The 17,274-nt window shown below is 68.6% G+C and carries 16 protein-coding genes; 14 read left to right on the top strand and 2 right to left on the bottom strand.

Annotation, left to right across the window (positions count from 1 at the left end; translation table 11 throughout):
* Positions 1–10 precede the first annotated feature (10 nt).
* From cas7g to AUCHE_RS12350, 7 genes are all read left to right on the top strand, one after another.
* Positions 11–1,213 (top strand): type I-G CRISPR-associated RAMP protein Csb1/Cas7g, encoded by a 1,203-nt coding sequence (cas7g, locus tag AUCHE_RS12380; RefSeq protein WP_006503662.1) that lies wholly within the window; start codon positions 11–13, stop codon positions 1,211–1,213.
* Positions 1,213–2,547, top strand: coding sequence for a type I-G CRISPR-associated protein Csb2 (gene csb2, locus AUCHE_RS12375; RefSeq protein WP_006503661.1), 1,335 nt, complete (start codon positions 1,213–1,215; stop codon positions 2,545–2,547). The genes cas7g and csb2 overlap by 1 nt, the downstream gene beginning before the upstream one ends.
* Positions 2,548–3,104: 557 nt before the next feature.
* Positions 3,105–4,040: an endo-beta-N-acetylglucosaminidase H gene (locus tag AUCHE_RS12370; protein ID WP_006503660.1), complete on the top strand. Its 936-nt coding sequence runs from the start codon at positions 3,105–3,107 to the stop codon at positions 4,038–4,040.
* Positions 4,041–4,335: 295 nt separating this feature from the next.
* Positions 4,336–4,878, top strand: a complete 543-nt coding sequence (locus tag AUCHE_RS12365; protein WP_006503659.1) for a hypothetical protein — start codon at positions 4,336–4,338, stop codon at positions 4,876–4,878.
* Positions 4,875–6,095, top strand: a complete 1,221-nt coding sequence (locus AUCHE_RS12360) for a PrsW family intramembrane metalloprotease (RefSeq protein ID WP_040322372.1) — start codon at positions 4,875–4,877, stop codon at positions 6,093–6,095. Before AUCHE_RS12365 ends, AUCHE_RS12360 begins: the two co-directional genes overlap by 4 nt.
* Positions 6,092–6,658 (top strand): hypothetical protein, encoded by a 567-nt coding sequence (locus tag AUCHE_RS12355; protein ID WP_006503657.1) that lies wholly within the window; start codon positions 6,092–6,094, stop codon positions 6,656–6,658. The genes AUCHE_RS12360 and AUCHE_RS12355 overlap by 4 nt, the downstream gene beginning before the upstream one ends.
* The gene (locus AUCHE_RS12350) at positions 6,655–7,806 is read left to right on the top strand and encodes a PrsW family intramembrane metalloprotease (protein WP_006503656.1); all 1,152 of its coding nucleotides are present in this window, start codon (positions 6,655–6,657) and stop codon (positions 7,804–7,806) included. Before AUCHE_RS12355 ends, AUCHE_RS12350 begins: the two co-directional genes overlap by 4 nt.
* Before the next feature lie 52 nt (positions 7,807–7,858).
* On the opposite strand, the gene AUCHE_RS12345 is transcribed toward AUCHE_RS12350, so the two are convergent.
* Positions 7,859–8,548 carry an LURP-one-related/scramblase family protein gene (locus tag AUCHE_RS12345; RefSeq protein WP_052024914.1) on the bottom strand — a complete coding sequence of 230 codons (690 nt, stop codon included), beginning with the start codon at positions 8,546–8,548 and terminating at the stop codon, positions 7,859–7,861.
* A 208-nt stretch (positions 8,549–8,756) separates the two neighbouring features.
* Between AUCHE_RS12345 and AUCHE_RS12340 the strand changes: the two genes are divergently transcribed.
* From AUCHE_RS12340 to AUCHE_RS12310, 7 genes are all read left to right on the top strand, one after another.
* Positions 8,757–11,651 (top strand): Na+/H+ antiporter subunit A, encoded by a 2,895-nt coding sequence (locus AUCHE_RS12340; RefSeq protein ID WP_006503654.1) that lies wholly within the window; start codon positions 8,757–8,759, stop codon positions 11,649–11,651.
* Positions 11,648–12,139, top strand: a complete 492-nt coding sequence (locus tag AUCHE_RS12335) for a Na(+)/H(+) antiporter subunit C (protein WP_006503653.1) — start codon at positions 11,648–11,650, stop codon at positions 12,137–12,139. The genes AUCHE_RS12340 and AUCHE_RS12335 overlap by 4 nt, the downstream gene beginning before the upstream one ends.
* A complete protein-coding gene (locus AUCHE_RS12330; protein ID WP_006503652.1) occupies positions 12,136–13,725 on the top strand; it encodes a Na+/H+ antiporter subunit D in 1,590 nt (529 codons plus the stop codon). The genes AUCHE_RS12335 and AUCHE_RS12330 overlap by 4 nt, the downstream gene beginning before the upstream one ends.
* Positions 13,722–14,336, top strand: coding sequence for a Na+/H+ antiporter subunit E (locus AUCHE_RS12325; protein WP_006503651.1), 615 nt, complete (start codon positions 13,722–13,724; stop codon positions 14,334–14,336). Before AUCHE_RS12330 ends, AUCHE_RS12325 begins: the two co-directional genes overlap by 4 nt.
* Complete coding sequence (locus AUCHE_RS12320; RefSeq protein WP_006503650.1) at positions 14,333–14,656, top strand: monovalent cation/H+ antiporter complex subunit F; 324 nt, start codon at positions 14,333–14,335, stop codon at positions 14,654–14,656. Before AUCHE_RS12325 ends, AUCHE_RS12320 begins: the two co-directional genes overlap by 4 nt.
* Positions 14,656–14,988, top strand: a complete 333-nt coding sequence (mnhG, locus tag AUCHE_RS12315; protein WP_006503649.1) for a monovalent cation/H(+) antiporter subunit G — start codon at positions 14,656–14,658, stop codon at positions 14,986–14,988. The genes AUCHE_RS12320 and mnhG overlap by 1 nt, the downstream gene beginning before the upstream one ends.
* A 75-nt stretch (positions 14,989–15,063) precedes the next feature.
* Positions 15,064–16,149, top strand: coding sequence for a ParB/Srx family N-terminal domain-containing protein (locus AUCHE_RS12310; RefSeq protein WP_006503648.1), 1,086 nt, complete (start codon positions 15,064–15,066; stop codon positions 16,147–16,149).
* Between the two features lie 358 nt (positions 16,150–16,507).
* On the opposite strand, the gene AUCHE_RS12305 is transcribed toward AUCHE_RS12310, so the two are convergent.
* Positions 16,508–17,257: an alpha/beta fold hydrolase gene (locus tag AUCHE_RS12305; protein ID WP_245706769.1), complete on the bottom strand. Its 750-nt coding sequence runs from the start codon at positions 17,255–17,257 to the stop codon at positions 16,508–16,510.
* Between the last annotated feature and the right edge of the window lie 17 nt (positions 17,258–17,274).

Genomic DNA, 17,274 nt, shown 5'->3' with positions numbered 1-17,274 from the left:
GAGCCCCTCCATGACCACTTCGAGCTCGCGCGCCGTGATCGAGCAGCTGACCGCCTGGGCAGCCGACCCGAACGCCGCCGGTATCCAGATCCGCACCACGTTCAACTCCCCGCTGCCGACAGTGACCCCGCCGGCCGGGACGCTACGCGCCGACCGCAAGGACATCGCCGGGGAGTTCCCCCTGCCCGACGGCACGCTGGGAGTCACGATCGACTCGTGGGCCTCCCAGGCCTCCCGGATGGAGGCCGCCGCGGAAACCCTGGCCGAAGAGATCGGGTTCCCCCTCGTACGGTTCGTCACCGAGGACGGCAAGCTGCTGACGACCTCGGCGCGGCTGTCGCACCGGCACGCGGACGCGACCTGGCGCGCGGCCCAGGCCCAGATCAAGGCAGCCGAGATCCCGTTCCAGGAGATCCAGAACGCGACCGTGAACAACGCTGGGATGCTGCTGCGCTGGCAACCGTTGGCGGTGCTGTTCGGGTGGTGGCATTCCCACATCGCAGCCGACGCGAAGAGTAAGAAGGCGGCCCCCAAGGGTGCGCCCGCGGCTGGCGGTGACAAAGAGGTCCGCGCCGCGCTCGCCGGGTACGCCCGAGTCTCCCCCGACGCCCGCTCCGCGCGGGTGGTCACCTCCGAAGTGCTGGCCACCGGCGTCGCACGCCGGCTGCGGATGACCGCCCGCGTGGACAGCCTGTTCGGGCCGTTGCAACCCGCCGGGCGCACCAGCAAGCTCGTCGGCGAGAAACCGTCCACCGTCGGGTTGGGATCGCTGCCGCCGGTCGAGGCCGGGAAGGCCCCCGTGGACGTGACCTTTGAGAAGATCGAAGGCCGGTGGTGGTTCTCCCTGGCCGGGCTGCGCCGCTTCGACTTCGGGCCGGACGTCGACGCCGACACCGCCCGCGCCCTGCTCGTCGCGCTGGCGCTGCTGCTGCGCGACGAAGCCATCGCCGAGACCCGGCTGCGGGCCGGGACCGAGCTGATCGCCGCGCCCGAGGGCACCACCGGGCAGGTGCTGCGCCACAACGCTCCCGCCGACGCCCTCCCGGTGCTCAGTCGGGCGCAGCTGATCGACATCGTGCGCGACCTCGGGGCACAGCTCGGGTGGGGCGGGCCGGTGGACGTGCCGATCCTGCCCGGGTCCGTCCTGGCCCGTCTCCTCGAGACCGCCAAGACCGAGCAGGCCGAAGACCCTGTCGAGGGCAAGGAGGGCTGATGCGGCATCTGAGCCTGGTCCTGACCTTCCCCGCGGGTTTCCACGCCCACGACACCCGCGGGAACCCTGAATGGCCCCCGCATCCCTCCAGGATCGCCGCGGCGATCCTGTCCGCCGCGTACACCGGAAGGCCGGGCCCCGGCACGCCGGAACGGGTCCGGGTCGCCCGGGCCCTGTTCGAGCTGGCGCCCCCGACCCTGCTCGTCCCCGCAGCCACCCCGAGGGACACCCCGTTCTCGCGGTGGGTGCCTGTGGACTCCCCCGTGGAGGTCGTCGGCACGAAGATCAACACCGACCGGTGCGGGATCTTCGGGAAGCTCGGCAAACCCCCTGAGCGGGGCACCTACCTCGACGCCGGTGCCGCCGTCGTCGTCGACTGGCCCACGTCGCTGCCCGAGGCGGACCTGCCCGTCCTCGACGAAGTCCTCGCCGACGTGACCTACCTCGGGCGGCCCACCAGCCCCGTCGTCATCGACCGCCACCCCAGCGCGCCCGCTGACGCGAATCCCGAGGCCAGCCTCGACGCCCTCGGACAGCAGTACGCCGCCGTGGCCCGGTGGGAACCAGACCCCCACGGTCGCGAACTGCTCGGGATCGCGACCCCCGCGTACCTGAACGCCCTCGACGCCCGCGAACGCGAACGCGACCTCTTCGGCGTGACCGGCTACCACCCGCAGCTGAGCAACCGGCCCACCACCGCGTACCGGTGCACCCCCCTCGCCGCGCCCGGCAACCTGACCTGCCAGCTCGCCACGACCGCGCAGTTCGAGGCCGCCACAGCGACCCTGATGTTCTGGCGCACCCCGCACGCCGCCCCCGGCGACATCGGCAACGTCCTGGACGCACTCGACATCGGCCCCGGCACCGCGACGGACCGGGGCGCCCTGGCGATCCCGGTCTACGGGGCCACCACCACGCGGGGCTTGGAAACCGCCCGACTGTTCGGGGTCCTCACCCGGGCCGTGCCCGCCACGCCGCGGGAATTCCTGCTCGGGCGGGACATGATCGACCTGCTCGACGTCCGTCCCGGTGCGCCGTCCGTCGGAGCCAAGCGCGCGGTCCAGCGTGCTTGGGCGACCGCGTCAGCGTGGACCACCACCGCGCCCGTCACCGGCACCCGCGACGAACTCCTCGAAGAGCTCGACCGACTCGCCGAGAGCGCTGGTGCGCAGATCATCGACGCCCAGACCCACGACATCAGCCGTGACCCCCACGGCCCGGACGTCTCCACCCACCCCGGCCGGAGCCACCTCAGCATCCTGTTCGAGACCCCCGTCCCCGGCCCCCTCGCCCTGCACGGGGTCGCCCTCCACCCCATCCCTCCCGGCCAGTGACCTTCATCAGCCGCCAGAAACGGCGAAGACGTGGACTCTCCCAGTTGCACGGTCGATCACGATGAACTCGTGAACCTCCTATGCCGCCGGTCACACCGCCGTGGACCTGCTCATCGAATCCGATCTGTTGAAGTTCATGTCAGGATCGTCACCGAGCTGACTGAACCCGCAGCTGAGTGAGCTGCAAGGGCCCCGCTCGGATCCTCAAGCGGCGCTGATCCGAGCGGGGCTCGTGCTCAGCCCGGATCCACCGGTGTTTATTGCTGATCGTTGTGTGCTGGTCGGTTGTGGTTGATGAGGTGCGGGGCGCGCGGAAGAACCTCCTTGAGACAAGGAAGGCACACCCCACCTCCGGCAGGGTTTTTCGCCCCGAACATCCCTTCGGTGGCGCCTCTCGCCGCAGTGGTTCTCACTAAGATTCCGCAACAGCGTCGGCAAGACCGGGAAACCCCTGCGCACAGCACACACCGGGGTGTTGACTGATCCCTGGCCTGACTGTGCCGAGTCTTTCACCGCTGCAACAGATTTCCGATGCCACCACTCAATGAGGAGTAGCCATGGCAGCACACCATCCCACACCCACCCCGAGCCTTGCCCGCACCGCGCCACCCACCCGGATGCTGACCGCCCTCGTCGCAGCGCTCCTCGTCATGGTCGGCACGATGTTCGCCCCGCCCCCGGCCCAAGCGTCCAGCGACCGCAAACACAAGAGCGTCGTCTACGTCGAGGTGAACTCCAACGAACTGGCCAACGCCGGGAAATACCAGCTCGCCAACGGCGGCAAAGCCTTCGACGTCGCCATCATCTTCGCCGCGAACATCAACTCCGGCACCGACGGCAACGCCGTCCTGCACCTCAACGAACGGGTCAAGTGGACCCTCGAGAACGCCGAGACCCAGATCCGACCGCTGCAGGCCAAAGGCACCAAGGTGACCCTCTCCCTCCTGGGCAACCACCAGAAGGCCGGCTTCGCGAACTTCCCCAACCAGCAGGCCGCCGCACAGTTCGCCACCCAGGTCGCCCAGGTCGTCAAACAGTACGGACTCGACGGGGTCGACATCGACGACGAATGGGTCTCCTACGGACGCAACGGCGTGCCCGCAGCGAACGACAAATCGGCCGTCTGGCTCGTCGAATCACTCCGCGAACAGCTCCCCCAGGACAGCATCGTCTCCCTGTACTACATCGGCGCCGCCGCCGCACAGCTGCGCAATGCCCCGAACCACGTAGCCGATAAGATCAGCTACGTCTGCAACCCCCACTACGGCACCTACTCGGCCCCGCCCTTCCCCCGCGACATGTCCCGGGTCGGCGCCGCCGCCATCGACTTCTCCCGACAGAGCGCCTCGACGATCAGCGAATTCGCCCAACGCACCGCCAACGACGGATACGGCTACTTCGTGACCTACAACCTCACCGCCGGTGACCACAGCGCCGCCGTCTCCGCCTTCACCCAGAAGCTCTACGGACAACGCGCCGTCTACCAGGGCTGACCCCCGACCCACCAGGGGAGCGCTGCGGTCCACCACCGGACCGGAGCGCTCCCCTCATCATGTCCCCGACGAAGACAGCTGTCGCCCAAAAACACTCAATTTGCGCACCGACCCAGATCGCCACCACCTGCCCAACGGACCTCCTGAAGCCGCAGGTATGGTGGAACGCGCCCTTCTCCTCGCCACCACCCGCAGGAAAACTCGCGCGCCCCCTCACTCGGACCCACCTCGTCCCCGCGCCCGACGAACTCCTGCCGCACCACCCGTCAAGACCATCCACCGAGGAGAACACCCGATGAAGGGCCTCACCGACAAGAAACCGGCCGCGGCGCTCCTCGTGCTCATGGTCGCCACCGGCGTCATACCGAACATGGCGAAAGCCACCGTCGACGCGCCCACCACCACCGTCGGCCGAGGACACCACGAAAGCATCGAGCTCGACCGGGAAACCCGCCTCGAATTCACCGCCCCGGACGGATGGCAGCGCGTCGACCGCGCCTCGAAGGACGACGTCGCCTACCTGCGCGACGGAGGAATCGTGCGCGTCAGCGCCACGAAATCCATCGACCACCTACCGACCGCGATCACCCGCAAAGTACAGTCCGCCGCCCTCGACGGAGAACACCTGCACCTCGAGGAGCAGACCCGCACCACAGCCCACGGTTTCACCGGCAAATACGGCGTCACCGCCAACCGGAACAACAGCCGGCAAGGCCGATGTGCCCTGGTCGGACAGGACCAGTTCATGATCGTCGTCACCTCCACCGCCGACCACGGCACCCCGGCCCACGACATCACCCCCCTCGTCGACTCCCTCACCGTCAAGGCAACGAAGTGAACCCCCCGCAGGCCGCCGCACCGCCGGAACACCCCCCGACGGATCACCCGGTACAGAACCCCCAGCAGCCCACGCCCGCCCCCGTCCGCGGCCACGAGATCTTCCGTCCCGACTCCGCCCTCTGGTGGGTCTACCTGGGGATGTGCGTCGCCTGCGGAATCGCCCAGGCGACCGAGATGGGACCGGCCCTGGCCTCGACCGGATCCCACCTGCCGATCCTCACCACCGTCATCGTCGCCACCACCGCCGTCCTCATCGCCGTGATGATGAGATGCGACCCCTACCGGACCCGACGGACCTGGGTCATGATCGCCGCCTTCGGCGGCGGAGCCACCATCTCCTCCTACCTGTCGATGCAGGTGAACGACGCCGCATCAGCTCCCCTGCTGCACCTCTTCGGAGAACGGGTCACCCAGGACTGGAGCCCGGCGATCATGGGCCCCACCAGCGAAGAATGGACGAAGACCCTGGTCATCGTGACCGTCATGCTGCTGGCCAAGGACACGACGACCCGGCTCTCGCACGGCGTCATGGTCGGCGCCTTCACCGGGCTCGGCTTCCAGGTCGCCGAGAACATCTCCTACACCCTCAACACCACGGTCACCACCAGTCGGAACGACCTCGTCGAACCGTTGATCGTCAACCTGATGCGCTTCCTCGGCGGCTTCGCCGGACACAACTTCATGAGCATCTTCGCCGGCGTAGGCGTGGCCGTCCTCCTCGGACGCACCCTCCACCCGCCGCGCACACCCGCACGACGCATCGCGATCTTCGCCGGCTTCTACACCATCTCCTGGACCATCCACTTCCTGTGGAACTCCCCCCTGCCGGACGGCCTCGGCTTCCCGATGCTCTTCGGCAAGGTCGCCGCCGGTATCGCGATGGCCCTCCTCCTGCTCCGCTGGATCTGGCAGGAAGAACGGGTCTTCCTCCACGACGCCGCCACCTCGCTCCACCGCGCCCGGCCCGACGACACCCCGGCCGACGACGTCCCCTCCCTGACCGAACAGCAAAGAGCAGCGATCGGTGACCGTCGGACCCGCAAGGCCTATTTCGCGCAGGTCAGATCCGAACACGGCCGGCACGGAGTGAAGACCGCCGCAACCGAGATGAAGGACTACCTGGATCTTCTCCAGGCACGGGGCCGACGCGGCACCGGCATCGACGAAGGCGTCTTCGCTTCCCGTGGACACCTGCGGACAGGAGGAAACCAGTGAAAGGCCTCACCGACGTCCGCGCCGCAGCACTCCTCATCGGCATGCTCGGGCTGACCTACGCCCTCCCCTACGGGCTCATCATCGCGCTCGGGGTCTCCACCAGCACGGTGCCGCCGGGCCACCGGGAGACCTTCCGCCTCGAAGAGAGCAATGCCCCCGACGGGAAGCGCAAACAGCTCGAACTGACCGCGCCCACCGGATGGCAACGCCAGGACCGCGTCAAACCCTCCGATGTCACCTACACCCAAGGGAACAGGTCCGTCAGGATCTCCGTGACCGAGAAGATCGGCGACCCCCAGACCGCCATGAACCGACACATCCGCCAGGCCGGGCTGAGCGGCGAACTCCTCCACCTCGGCGGCCCGGAGATCTCCACCGGCAGCGGATTCCGTGGACAACGCTGCGCCTACACCACCGCCGACAGCTCACGGCACGGACAGTGCGCCATGATCACCCGCGACAGCACCATGGTCGTGCTCATCTCGAGCGACGAGACCGGCAAGGACCCCCTGGACCTCCACGAGATCGTCGCCTCGATCGACGTCAAGGACACCACCCGATGAACAACGGCGACCAGCTGATGCCCGCAACCCACGGACACGAACTCTTCCGGCCGCGATCCGCGCTGTGGTGGACCTACCTGATCCTGGGCGTGGCCCTCGCCACCGCCTTCATCAGCACCTCCAGCCCGATCATCGCCGAGGTCAAGACCTCCATCCTGACCTTCCTCCCCTTCTACGCGATCACCGGCGGGATCTTCGCCAAGGTGATGCTGACCGCGGACCCCTACCGGGCCCGCCGCCCCTGGGTGATCTTCGCAGCGCTCGGCGCCGGGGCCTCACTCACGCTCTACCCGGCGATGATGGCCAACAGCATCTACCCGTACATCCTTCCCCACGTCCTCGGAGAACAGGCCGCCCTCGACTGGATGCCCGCGCTGGCCGGTCCCACCAGCGAGGAATGGACGAAGATGATCGCCATCGTGCTGGTCATGCTGCTGGCCAGGCAGACCACCACCCGGCCGATGCACGGGCTCATGGTCGGCGGTTTCGTCGGACTCGGTTTCCAACTCGTCGAGAATGTCTCCTACGGGCTCGCCGGTGCCCTGCAGAGCCCCGTCGACGACTTCACCCAGGCCACGACCACCAATGTCATGCGCTTCGTCATCGGCTTCACCTCGCACAACGTGTACAGCGCCATCGTCGGGGTCGGTGTGGCGATCCTCCTGAGGCGCACCGTCGACACACACCGGACCGCCGCTCAACGTGTCCTCGGTTTCGTCGGCTTCTACACCCTGGGATGGTTCGCCCACTTCCTGTGGAACTCGCCACCGCTCGGCGACACCGGCCCCCTGGTCCTCGCGTCATTGCTCGGCAAGGCGCTCACCATCCTCGGGATCTTCTTCCTCGTTCTGCGCTGGGTATGGCGCCAGGAACGCCGCTATCTGGAGCAGGCCGCGCTCGCCACTCAAAGTTCGTCCCCCGACGGTCCGTTCCCCCTCACCGACCTGCAGAAAGCTGCCATCGGCCCCCGCAAGACCCGCCGTACCTACCTCAAAGAAGTCCGCGCCGCCGGTCGACGCCCCGCCGTCAAGAAGGCACGAGCCGAGATGCGCACCTACCTGGACCACCTCCAGGCCTGGGATCGACGCGGCACCGGCATCGACGAACACCCCCGGACCCCGTCGACCCCGGCGCCGTCAACCCGGTGACCTGCCGGAGGCGTCGACAGCGACGCCTCCGGCACGAACTACCGAGGGCAGGTCAGCGGCCCTGGAAGGCGTCGAGGGCCACACCCAGCGTGGCTGCAGCTCGCCAGTCCAACCGGCTGCCGTCTTCCAGCTTGGGCAGGGTGATGAGGTAGTTGTCGAAGATCTTGAACTGCCGTTCGTCGGACATCACCAGTTGTTCGGAGCTGTCGTAGAAGTCGAAGTGGAACTGCCACGGGATGGCCTCGAGCAATTCGCCGACCACCGGGACCAGTCCACTGAAGCGGCGGGTCATTGCCATGGCTTTGCTGCGTTCGCAGCCGGTGGCCCGCAGCCCGGGCGTCTCCAGGTGCCAGGTGGAGTTCAGCAGGGAGGCGACGCCGTCCTTGCGGTAGATCGCCACTGTTTCCCCGTCGGCGTTGTAGACGTCGGTGGTGGCGGCCAGGTCGACGACATGGCGCGACTTGGTCCTCAGGACGAGAGCGGACTTCGACTCGTCGGAGAAGAAGTCGATCTTCTCCTTGAGCGCGATGATCTTCTGGTCCGCGAAGAGCAACAGGTCGCCGGGTTTGCCCTCCTCGTCGGCGATGTGGACCCAGTACTTGTTCATCACCGGGCTGATCTTCTGTTTGATGTAGAGGCGCTCGACCTCCTGCGGACCGGGCAGTCCGTGCCTGGTCGTGGCTTCCCTCTCCCACACGGTGTCTTCTTTGCCCATGGTCAGCTGTTCGTTCCCCGTAGTCATGACGCACATCATGAAACATGCTTACTGGGAATATCCTGTGGGACCTGCTGGAATGCCGCCCCCGCGCCTCGACCGGAGCGCGCCCCGACGAATTCCACCGGCTCCTGCCAACTCTCAGAACTGTTTTCCCAGGCTCGACCGGCCCCCGACACCTAGACTGGAACGACCCAGCACGCCCCGAAGGATCGACCACCCGAAGGAATCTCGAGTGATCACCCTCCTCCTGGCCCACCTCGGTCTGGCGCTCCTCGCACCCCTCCTGGTGTCCAGAATCGGCGCGCGCGCCTTCTGGATCCTCGCCCTGCCGCCAGCAGTCACCTTCGGGTGGGCCGTACTCGCCCAGCCCGGCGTCCACTCGTCCTCCCCGCCCTCGGAGAGTTACACCTGGGTCCCCGAGATCGGCCTCGAACTGGCTTTCCGGCTCGACCCTCTCGCCTGGCTGATGACCCTCGTCGTCGCCGGGATCGGGGTGCTCGTCCTGATCTACTGCGCGGCCTACTTCGACGACGAAGAGCCCGGGCTCGGCCGGTTCGCCGCCTGTCTGCTCGCCTTCGCCGGAGCCATGCTCGGCCTGGTCACCACCGACAACCTCATCGTGCTGTACATCTTCTGGGAGGCCACGACCGTCCTGTCGTACCTGTTGATCGGCCATGTGACCCACAGCAGGGCCAGCCGGTCAGCGGCGATGGAAGCCCTCGTCGTCACCACCTTCGGTGGGCTGGCGATGCTCATCGGGATCGTCCTGCTCGGCGAACAGGCCGGCACCTATCGTCTCTCCGAGATGGCCGTGCCCTCCGCGCCCGCCACCGCGACCAGCGTCGCCGTCGTCCTGCTCCTGGTGGGCGCCGTCACCAAGTCGGCGCTCCTGCCCTTCCACTTCTGGCTGCCCGGGGCGATGGCCGCGCCCACCCCGGTCAGCGCGTATCTGCACGCCGCCGCGATGGTCAAAGCCGGCATCTACCTCGTCGCCCGTTTCGCCCCCTCCTTCGCCGACGTCCCCGGGTGGACGCCCGTCGTCCTCGTCCTCGGCGGAGGAACGATGCTGCTCGGTGCCGTTCAGGCTCTCCGCCAGGACGATCTCAAGCTGCTCCTCGCCTACGGCACGGTCAGCCAGCTCGGTTTCCTCGTCGTGCTCACCGGCAGCGGCACCGTCGATGCGGCACTGGCCGGGACGACGATGTTGCTGGCCCACGCCCTGTTCAAAGCCTCCCTCTTCCTCACCGTCGGCGCCATCGACCACGCCACCGGAACCCGCGACCTGCGTAAACTCTCCGGTCTGCGGAGAGATGTACCGGTCCTGGCCGTCGCCGGGACGCTCTCCGCGGCCTCCATGGCCGGGCTGCCCCCGATGTTCGGTTTCGTCGGGAAGGAAGCCGCCTACACCGCCTACACCACCGGGGCCGCCCCGTACTCGCCCTGGGTGCTGGGTGTCCTCGTCCTGGGCTCGGCCCTGACCCTCGCCTACAGCCTGCGGTTCGTCCGCGGGGCCTTCCGCACCGACGACCAGGTGCCTCCCCTGCAGGTCCACGCCCCCGGAGTGGTCCTCCAGGGAGTGCCGCTCCTCCTGGCCCTCGCCTCCCTGGCCCTGGGCCCGCTCTCGACCCACCTGGAAGAACCGCTCCTCGGCTATGCCGCCACCGTCGGAAAGAGCGCAGGTCAGGCCCATCTGGGTCTGTGGCACGGCGTCAACCTGGCCCTGGTGCTCTCCGTCGCCACCTGGGCGTTGGGTTTCGCCGTCGACGCGGCCCGTCACCGGTTGGCCTCGCTGTGGGGGGAACACACCCCGGTCCCGCTGTCCGAACGGGCCTACCGGGCGACCATGCGGTTGCTCGACCGGGTGTCCCTCGAAGTCACCGGTGCCTTGCAACGGGGATCGCTGCCGCTCTCCCTGGCCCTGATGTTCCTGGTCTTCCTGGTCTTCCCCGGCGGTTCGCTCCTCGTCGGCGGCCACGACTGGGCGTCCCTGCCCGTCCGGGCCTACGACATGCCCGCCCAGGTCGCCGTCGCCGCCGTGACCGCCGCCGTCGCCGTGGCCGCCGTACGATCCCGCCGACGTCTCCGGGCCGTCATCCTCGTCGGAGCCACCGGCTACGGCTGCGCCTACCTCTTCCTCCTGCACGGCGCCCCCGACCTCGCCCTGACCCAGGTGCTCGTCGAAACCGTGTCCATCCTCGTGTTCATCCTCGTGCTGCGGCGGCTCTCCGGACGGTTCAACGACGACGCGAACACCTCCGAACGGGTTCTCCGCGGCGCCCTCGGCATCGGCGTCGGCACCGTGACCGCGCTCTTCGCCCTGGTGATGCCCGGGATGCGCCAGGCCGCGCCCGCCTCCGAAGGGATGGACTCCTGGTCGGTGGACTTCGGCGGCGGCCACAACATCGTCAACGTCATCCTCGTCGACGCCCGCGCCTGGGACACCATGGGCGAACTCTCCGTCGTGCTGGCCGCCGCCACCGGAGTCGCCAGCCTCGTCTTCCTGCAGGAGGACAACGTCGAAGGCGCCCGACGCAAACTCGGCGAGATCCGTGCCCGCCGTCGAACCACCCACGGCACGGCCGGCGCCCAGGCCCGGTGGCTCGCCGAAGGACAAGCGCTCCTGCCCGAACGGCGTTCGGTCATCCTGGAAGTCGTCGCCCGGCTCATCTTCCACGTCGTCATCGTGTGGTCCATCTACCTGCTGCTGTCCGGCCACGACTCCCCCGGCGGCGGTTTCGCAGCCGGCCTCGTCGCCGGGCTGGCCATCGCCGTCCGCTATCTCGCCGGTGGCCGGGACGAGATGCGCGCCGCCGCGCCCGTCATGCCGGGCCTCCTACTCGGCACCGGCCTGTTCCTCTCCGCCGGGAACGGCCTGGCTTCGATGCTGGCCGGCGGAGACGTCCTGCAGACCTGGCACGCCTACGTACGCATCCCCCTGATGGGCGAACTCCACCTGGTCAGCTCGGTGGTCTTCGACATCGGGGTCTACCTCGTCGTCATCGGTCTCCTCCTGGACATCCTGCGCAGCCTGGGAGGCGCCCTCGACCAGCAGATCGAGGACGAACCCGGCCGTTCCCTCGACGACTCCCCCGCCCACAGCGACCACGGCACGACAGGGCCCCGATGACCGCCAACCTGACCCTCGCCGTCCTCACCGGAGTCCTCGTCGGCTGCGGGGTCTCCCTCGTCATGGCCCGCGGCATCGTCCGCTCCTTCCTCGGGATCCTCCTCATGGGCAATGGCGTCAACCTGCTCTTCCTGATCGCCAGCGGGCGCGCCGGACGGGCACCCATCGTCGGCACCACCGGACCGGAGAAGATGAGCGACCCGCTGCCCCAGGCCATGGTGCTCACCGCCATCGTCATCACCCTGGCCCTCACCGGTTTCGTCCTCGCCCTCGCCCACCGCTCCTGGCAGTTGGCGCGCAGCGACGTCATCGTCGACGACACCGAAGACGCCCGGATCCACGCCAAAGCAGCGGAGAACGACATGTCCGACAGCGAATTCGCCGCCGACGAGGAAACCGACCCCGCCGAGGACCCCGACCCGGGAGGGCATCGGCGCCGCGGCGTCGCCACCAGGCCCGAACCACCCCGAGAGGAAGGGCCACGGTGACCGTCTCCCCCGACTCTCTGCTGGTCCCGCTGCCGGTCGTCCTCCCGCTCGTCGGCGCCGGACTGACCCTGGTCTCCTGGCGCCGTGACGTCTGGCAGCGGGCCATCAGCCTCGTCGTCCTCGCCGCCGTACTCATCACCTCGGTCGCCCTCGTGCTGCTCGCCGACCGGGGCGGGCCGCTCGTCGTCGAAGCCGGCGGCTGGCCCGCCCCCATGGGCATCGTGCTGGTCGTCGACCGGCTCTCCTCGCTGATGCTCGTGGTATCCACCACCGTGACCCTGGGCGTCACCCTCTACTCCATCGGACAGGGCCGCTCGGCCGACGACGAACGCGACGGCGAAGCCCCCATGCCGATCTTCTACCCGACGTTGATGGTGCTGCTCGCCGGCGTGTCCACCACCTTCGTCAGCGGCGACCTCTTCCACATCTACGTCGGCTTCGAGATGCTGCTCGTCGCCAGTTTCGTCCTGCTCACCCTCGGTGGATCCGCCGACCGGGTCCGGGCCGGCGTCAACTACGTCTTCGTCAGTCTGCTGTCCTCGATGTTCTTCCTCGCCGCCATCGCCCTCATCTACGCGGCGACCGGCACCGTCAACCTCGCACACCTGTCCGGACGGCTCGACGACCTGCCCTCGGGCACCCAGCTCAGCCTCCAGGTCTTCCTCCTCCTGGGCTTCGCGGTGAAAGCAGCCGTCTTCCCCATGTCGGGGTGGCTCCCCGACTCCTATCCGACCGCTCCGGCCCCGGTGACCGCCGTCTTCGCCGGGCTGCTCACCAAGGTCGGGGTCTACGCGATCATCCGCACACAGACCCTGCTCTTCCCCGCCGGGCGTTTCGACACGGTGCTGCTGTGGGCGGCGATCCTGACGATGCTTTTCGGCATCCTGGGGGCGATCGCCCAGGACGACATCAAACGGCTGCTGTCGTTCACCCTCGTCAGCCACATCGGTTACCTGCTCTTCGGGATCGCCGTGGGCAACAGTGTCGGCCTGTCCGGGGCGATCTTCTACGTCGCCCACCACATCCTCGTCCAGACGACCCTCTTCCTCGTCGCCGGGCTCGTCGAATGGCGCACCGGCACCACGTCGTTGAGCGAACTCGGCGGGCTCGCCCGGACCGCGCCCGCCATCGCCGTCCTCTTCTTCCTGCCCGCGCTCAACCTCGCCGGGATCCCCCCGTTCTCGGGCTTCCTCGGAAAGATCGGGCTCATGCAGGGCGGAGTCCAGGCCGGCACCCCGCTGACGTACGCCCTGGTCGCGACTTCCGCGGTCACCAGCCTGCTCACCCTGTACGCGATCGCCCGGGTCTGGGCGTTGGCCTTCTGGCGACGCCCGGTCACCGAACTCTCCGACGGCCCCGGCGCCGCCCTCGCCGGAAAGGACCCGATGCCGCAGCGAAAACCCGCGGGGAACACCCACCGGGCGGTGCCCCGGGAGATGATCGCCCCGACGACGATGCTCGTCACCCTCGGCATCGGCATCACCTTCATCGCCGGGCCGCTCTACGGGATCACCGACCGTTCCGCGCACGAACTGCAGGAACGCACCCCCTACGTGCAGGCGGTCTTCCCCGGCGGTGTCCGATGAGAAACGCCCTGCGTCGACGGGTCCAACTCGGCCCGCTGTTCCTGCTCGCCCTGGTCTGGGTGCTGTTGTGGGGCCGGTTGACCTGGGCCACCGCGATCGGAGGGCTCCTGGTCGGACTGGTCGTCGTCCTGGCCTTCCCCCTCCCTCCGCTGTCATTGGGTCTGCGGTTCCGTCCCTGGCCGTTCCTCGTGCTCTTCCTGCGGTTCAACGTCGATCTCGTCGTCGCCAGTCTCCAGGTGGCCTGGGCCGCGGTGAACCCGTGGACCCGACCGGACGGGAGGACGGTGCGGGTGCCGCTGCGCTGCGACGACGACCTCTTCGTCGTGATCACCGCGGAGATGACCGCCCTCGTCCCGGGCACCATCGTGATCGACGCCCTTCCGGAACGGCGGGAGCTGCTGCTGCACGTCTTCCACGCCCGCGACGAGGCCGACCTGGACAAGGTGCGGGCCCGGGTACTCGCCCAGGAGGACAGGGTGTTGCGCGCGCTCGCCGCCGATCATCGGGATATCAGGGCCCGTCCGGTGCCTGGTTCCGCTGCCGGTGGGGTGTCCTCGCCGTCGGTGGAGCCGGTGAAGGGGCCGGCCGGTTCGACTCAGGAGGAGATGTGATCGAGACCGTCGTGATCTGGGTCATCGGGGCGATGTTGGTGTCGGCCGCTGTGTTGGCGGTGGTCCGTATCGTGCGGGGGCCGACGGTGATCGACCGGGCCGTGGCCAACGAGGTCCTGGTGGCGATCATGGTGTGCGCGTTGGGGGTCGAGGCGGCCACCACGCGGCATGACACGACTTTGCCGATTCTGATCTCGTTGTCGTTGACCGGTTTTCTCGCGTCGGTGTCGATCGCCCGGTTCGTGGGGCGGGATCGTGATCGTCGTCCGGCCGGGTCGCCGGATTCCGGGGACGAGTCCGGCCCGGGGGTGGTCCGGTGATGTGGTCGGCGGTGGCTGATGCGGCGGGTCTGGTGTGTCTGTTCGTCGGGGCGGCTCTGTGTCTGGCTTCGGCGGTCGGTCTGCTCCGGTTGGATGATCTGTACTCGCGGATGCATGCGGCGACGAAACCGCAGGTTCTGGGGGTTTTGTTGGTGCTCATGGGGATCGGGTTGCGACTGCGTGATCCGTTCGATCTGGGGATGCTCTTCCTGGTGGGGGTTTTCCAGCTGTTCACGATTCCGGCGGCTGCGCAGATGTTGGCGCGGGCTCATCACCGCACGCAGGGCGATGACGTCGGCCGGGCGGGGCTGCCCCAGGCGCGTGGGGAGTGAACTTCCGGGGTCTTCCCGTCGTTCAGCACAGGGCACCGATTCGCGTGGATGTGCCTGTGTTCGAAGGAGAGACGGATGGTCGAACGGAGTCGCAGGTCACGAGGTGCGGTCATCGGTGCTGTCGGTGTGTTCGCTGTGGCCGCCACGGCGACCGCCGTCGTCCTCAATCTGCCGGACGGTTCTGCCGGTGGTTCCTCCGGCGGTTCTGCGGTGTACGCCGACGAGATGGCCGCGCACTGTCGTCAGGCCGACGGCGGGGGTGCGTCCGGGCCGGCGTGTGCCCGGGCCGGGGCGATCGTCGATGTCCGGCTCGCGGATCTGCGGCCGACGCAGCCTGCACTCGGTCATGATGCCGTGTTGTACCGCTTGGGGCGGTACGACCTCGGGAAGGACAAGGTCAACAAGAAGTACGTCGACTGGTGTCAGGCCTCGGGGTTGTCCGGCGCCGTGTCCGCCTCGTCGTCCGCGTCGTTGACCGACCCGAAGAGTTTCACCTGTGAGTTGCGGCCGGGTGAGGAGACCGACGACAGCCGCCGGAAGATGAAGACGGTGGTGATCGGGCCGCAGGGGCGGCCGTATCTGGTCGACGGGCATCACACGATCTCGGCTTTCCGGGAGCTGCCGGACGGTGGGCCCGATCTGAAGGTGCGCTTGCGGGTCGTGGGCAATCTGAGCGGGGTGAGCGAGCAGGACTTCTGGGAGCGGATGCGTTCCCGGAAGTGGGCCTGGTTGACGGATCAGGAGGGGAGGGCGATCGCTCCTGCGCAGCTGCCGGCCGGGCTCTCCTTGGCCGAGTTGAAGGACGACGCCTATCGCAGTCTGGTCTATTTCACCCGTGATGTCGGGTACACCACCAAGGAGGTTCCCTTCCAGGAGTTCTACTGGGGTGCCTGGTTGCGGTCGTCGGGGACGGTCGATCCGCGGCAGTTGACGACGAGGGATCCGGCGACCTATCTGGAGGCGGTGCGGGCTGCGGCCCAGGCCCAGGTGTCCTTGTCGAAGAAGGATGTGGTGCACGACGGGATGACGGCGAAGCAGCTGGGCCGCAGGTCGTCGCTCGGTGAGAAGGCTTTGGACAAGTTGGGTCGCCCGCTCGACGATCCCAAGCCGGGGAAGGTCGCGTATCTGTTCGCCGGGCGTGGCCTGCAGGCGAAACGGTGACCTCTCCTCGCGGTGGCTCGGACGTCTTCCCGTGACATCCGAGCCGCCCCGGGGCCCGTCGGCGGCTGCTCCCCTGGTGCGCGCCGTTCCGGGCCGTCGGTGACCGTCCCCCGGTCTTCTCGTGCCTGTTCCCCGTCCCCTTTCCCCGTCCCCTGTGCATCCCCCGATGCACCCCCGTACCCCGGTCGTACGTCCCCGCCCCCGGTAGGTCCCCGTCCTGCTGACAGGGCCCGCCCCCGCGGTCCCCGGTACGGCGCCTTCCGCTCCCCAGCGGCCCCTGGCCTGCCGTACACCTCTCCCATCGGCGCTCCGATCCCGGGCCGTACCTGCCTCCGGTCAGCACTCGGTCAAGAAATGGTCAAGCGTTCGACGGAGGGTTCTGCGACGGATCTTCCGGCGCCGTGGCGGCGGCCACCGCCTCGCGGAACACCTCGGCGACCTGGGCGCGGTGGGTCACCGGCGCCAGATGGGAGGCCCGGGGGATCACCCGTGTCCGACCGTCCCGGCAGGCCCGCGCATAGGCGGCGAGGTCGATCCGTAATTGGTCGTACTGCCCGGCGACCAGGTAGACCGGGCAGGTCACCGGGGCCAGTTGGTCGGCGCGGGCCTCGGCGACCACGCCCGCCCAGGCCGCCGGGGTCGCCGCATATCCGGTGGCATCGGGGACGTCCTGGGCCTGCGCGCCGAGGCGCCGCATCACCGCATTGGCCACGGTCGCCATCCGGTCTGCGCCGATCAGGGGCAGGAGCCGGGCGAAACCGGTGTACAGGTACACCAGCCGGGGGTGTTTCGACGGGTCGGCGCAGGCGCCGACGAGCACCAGGGCGGCCAACCGGTCGGGGTGGCGGTGGGCGTAGGTCGTGGCGACATAGCCGCCCAGGCTGTGTCCGGCCAGGACGATCGGGCGGTCGGGCCCGGCCGTGCGCACCGCGTCATCGACCACGTCCAGGGCCGCTGCCGAATCCCATGGGTCGCCGGCTCGGGAACCGTGCCCTGGGAGGTCGATCGGGAGGAGTTCCGCGTCGGGGACGAGGGTGTCGTAGCCGCGCCACTGCCGGGCGTCGAAACGGGTGCCGTGGACGAGGATCAGCAGGGGACGGTCGGTCACGCAGGTCACCGTATCCG

The organism is Austwickia chelonae NBRC 105200 (assembly GCF_000298175.1).
Taxonomy (GTDB): Bacteria; Actinomycetota; Actinomycetes; order Actinomycetales; family Dermatophilaceae; genus Austwickia; species Austwickia chelonae.
Note: the sequence above shows the minus strand (reverse complement) of the source record. Positions and strands in the feature narration are given on the sequence as shown.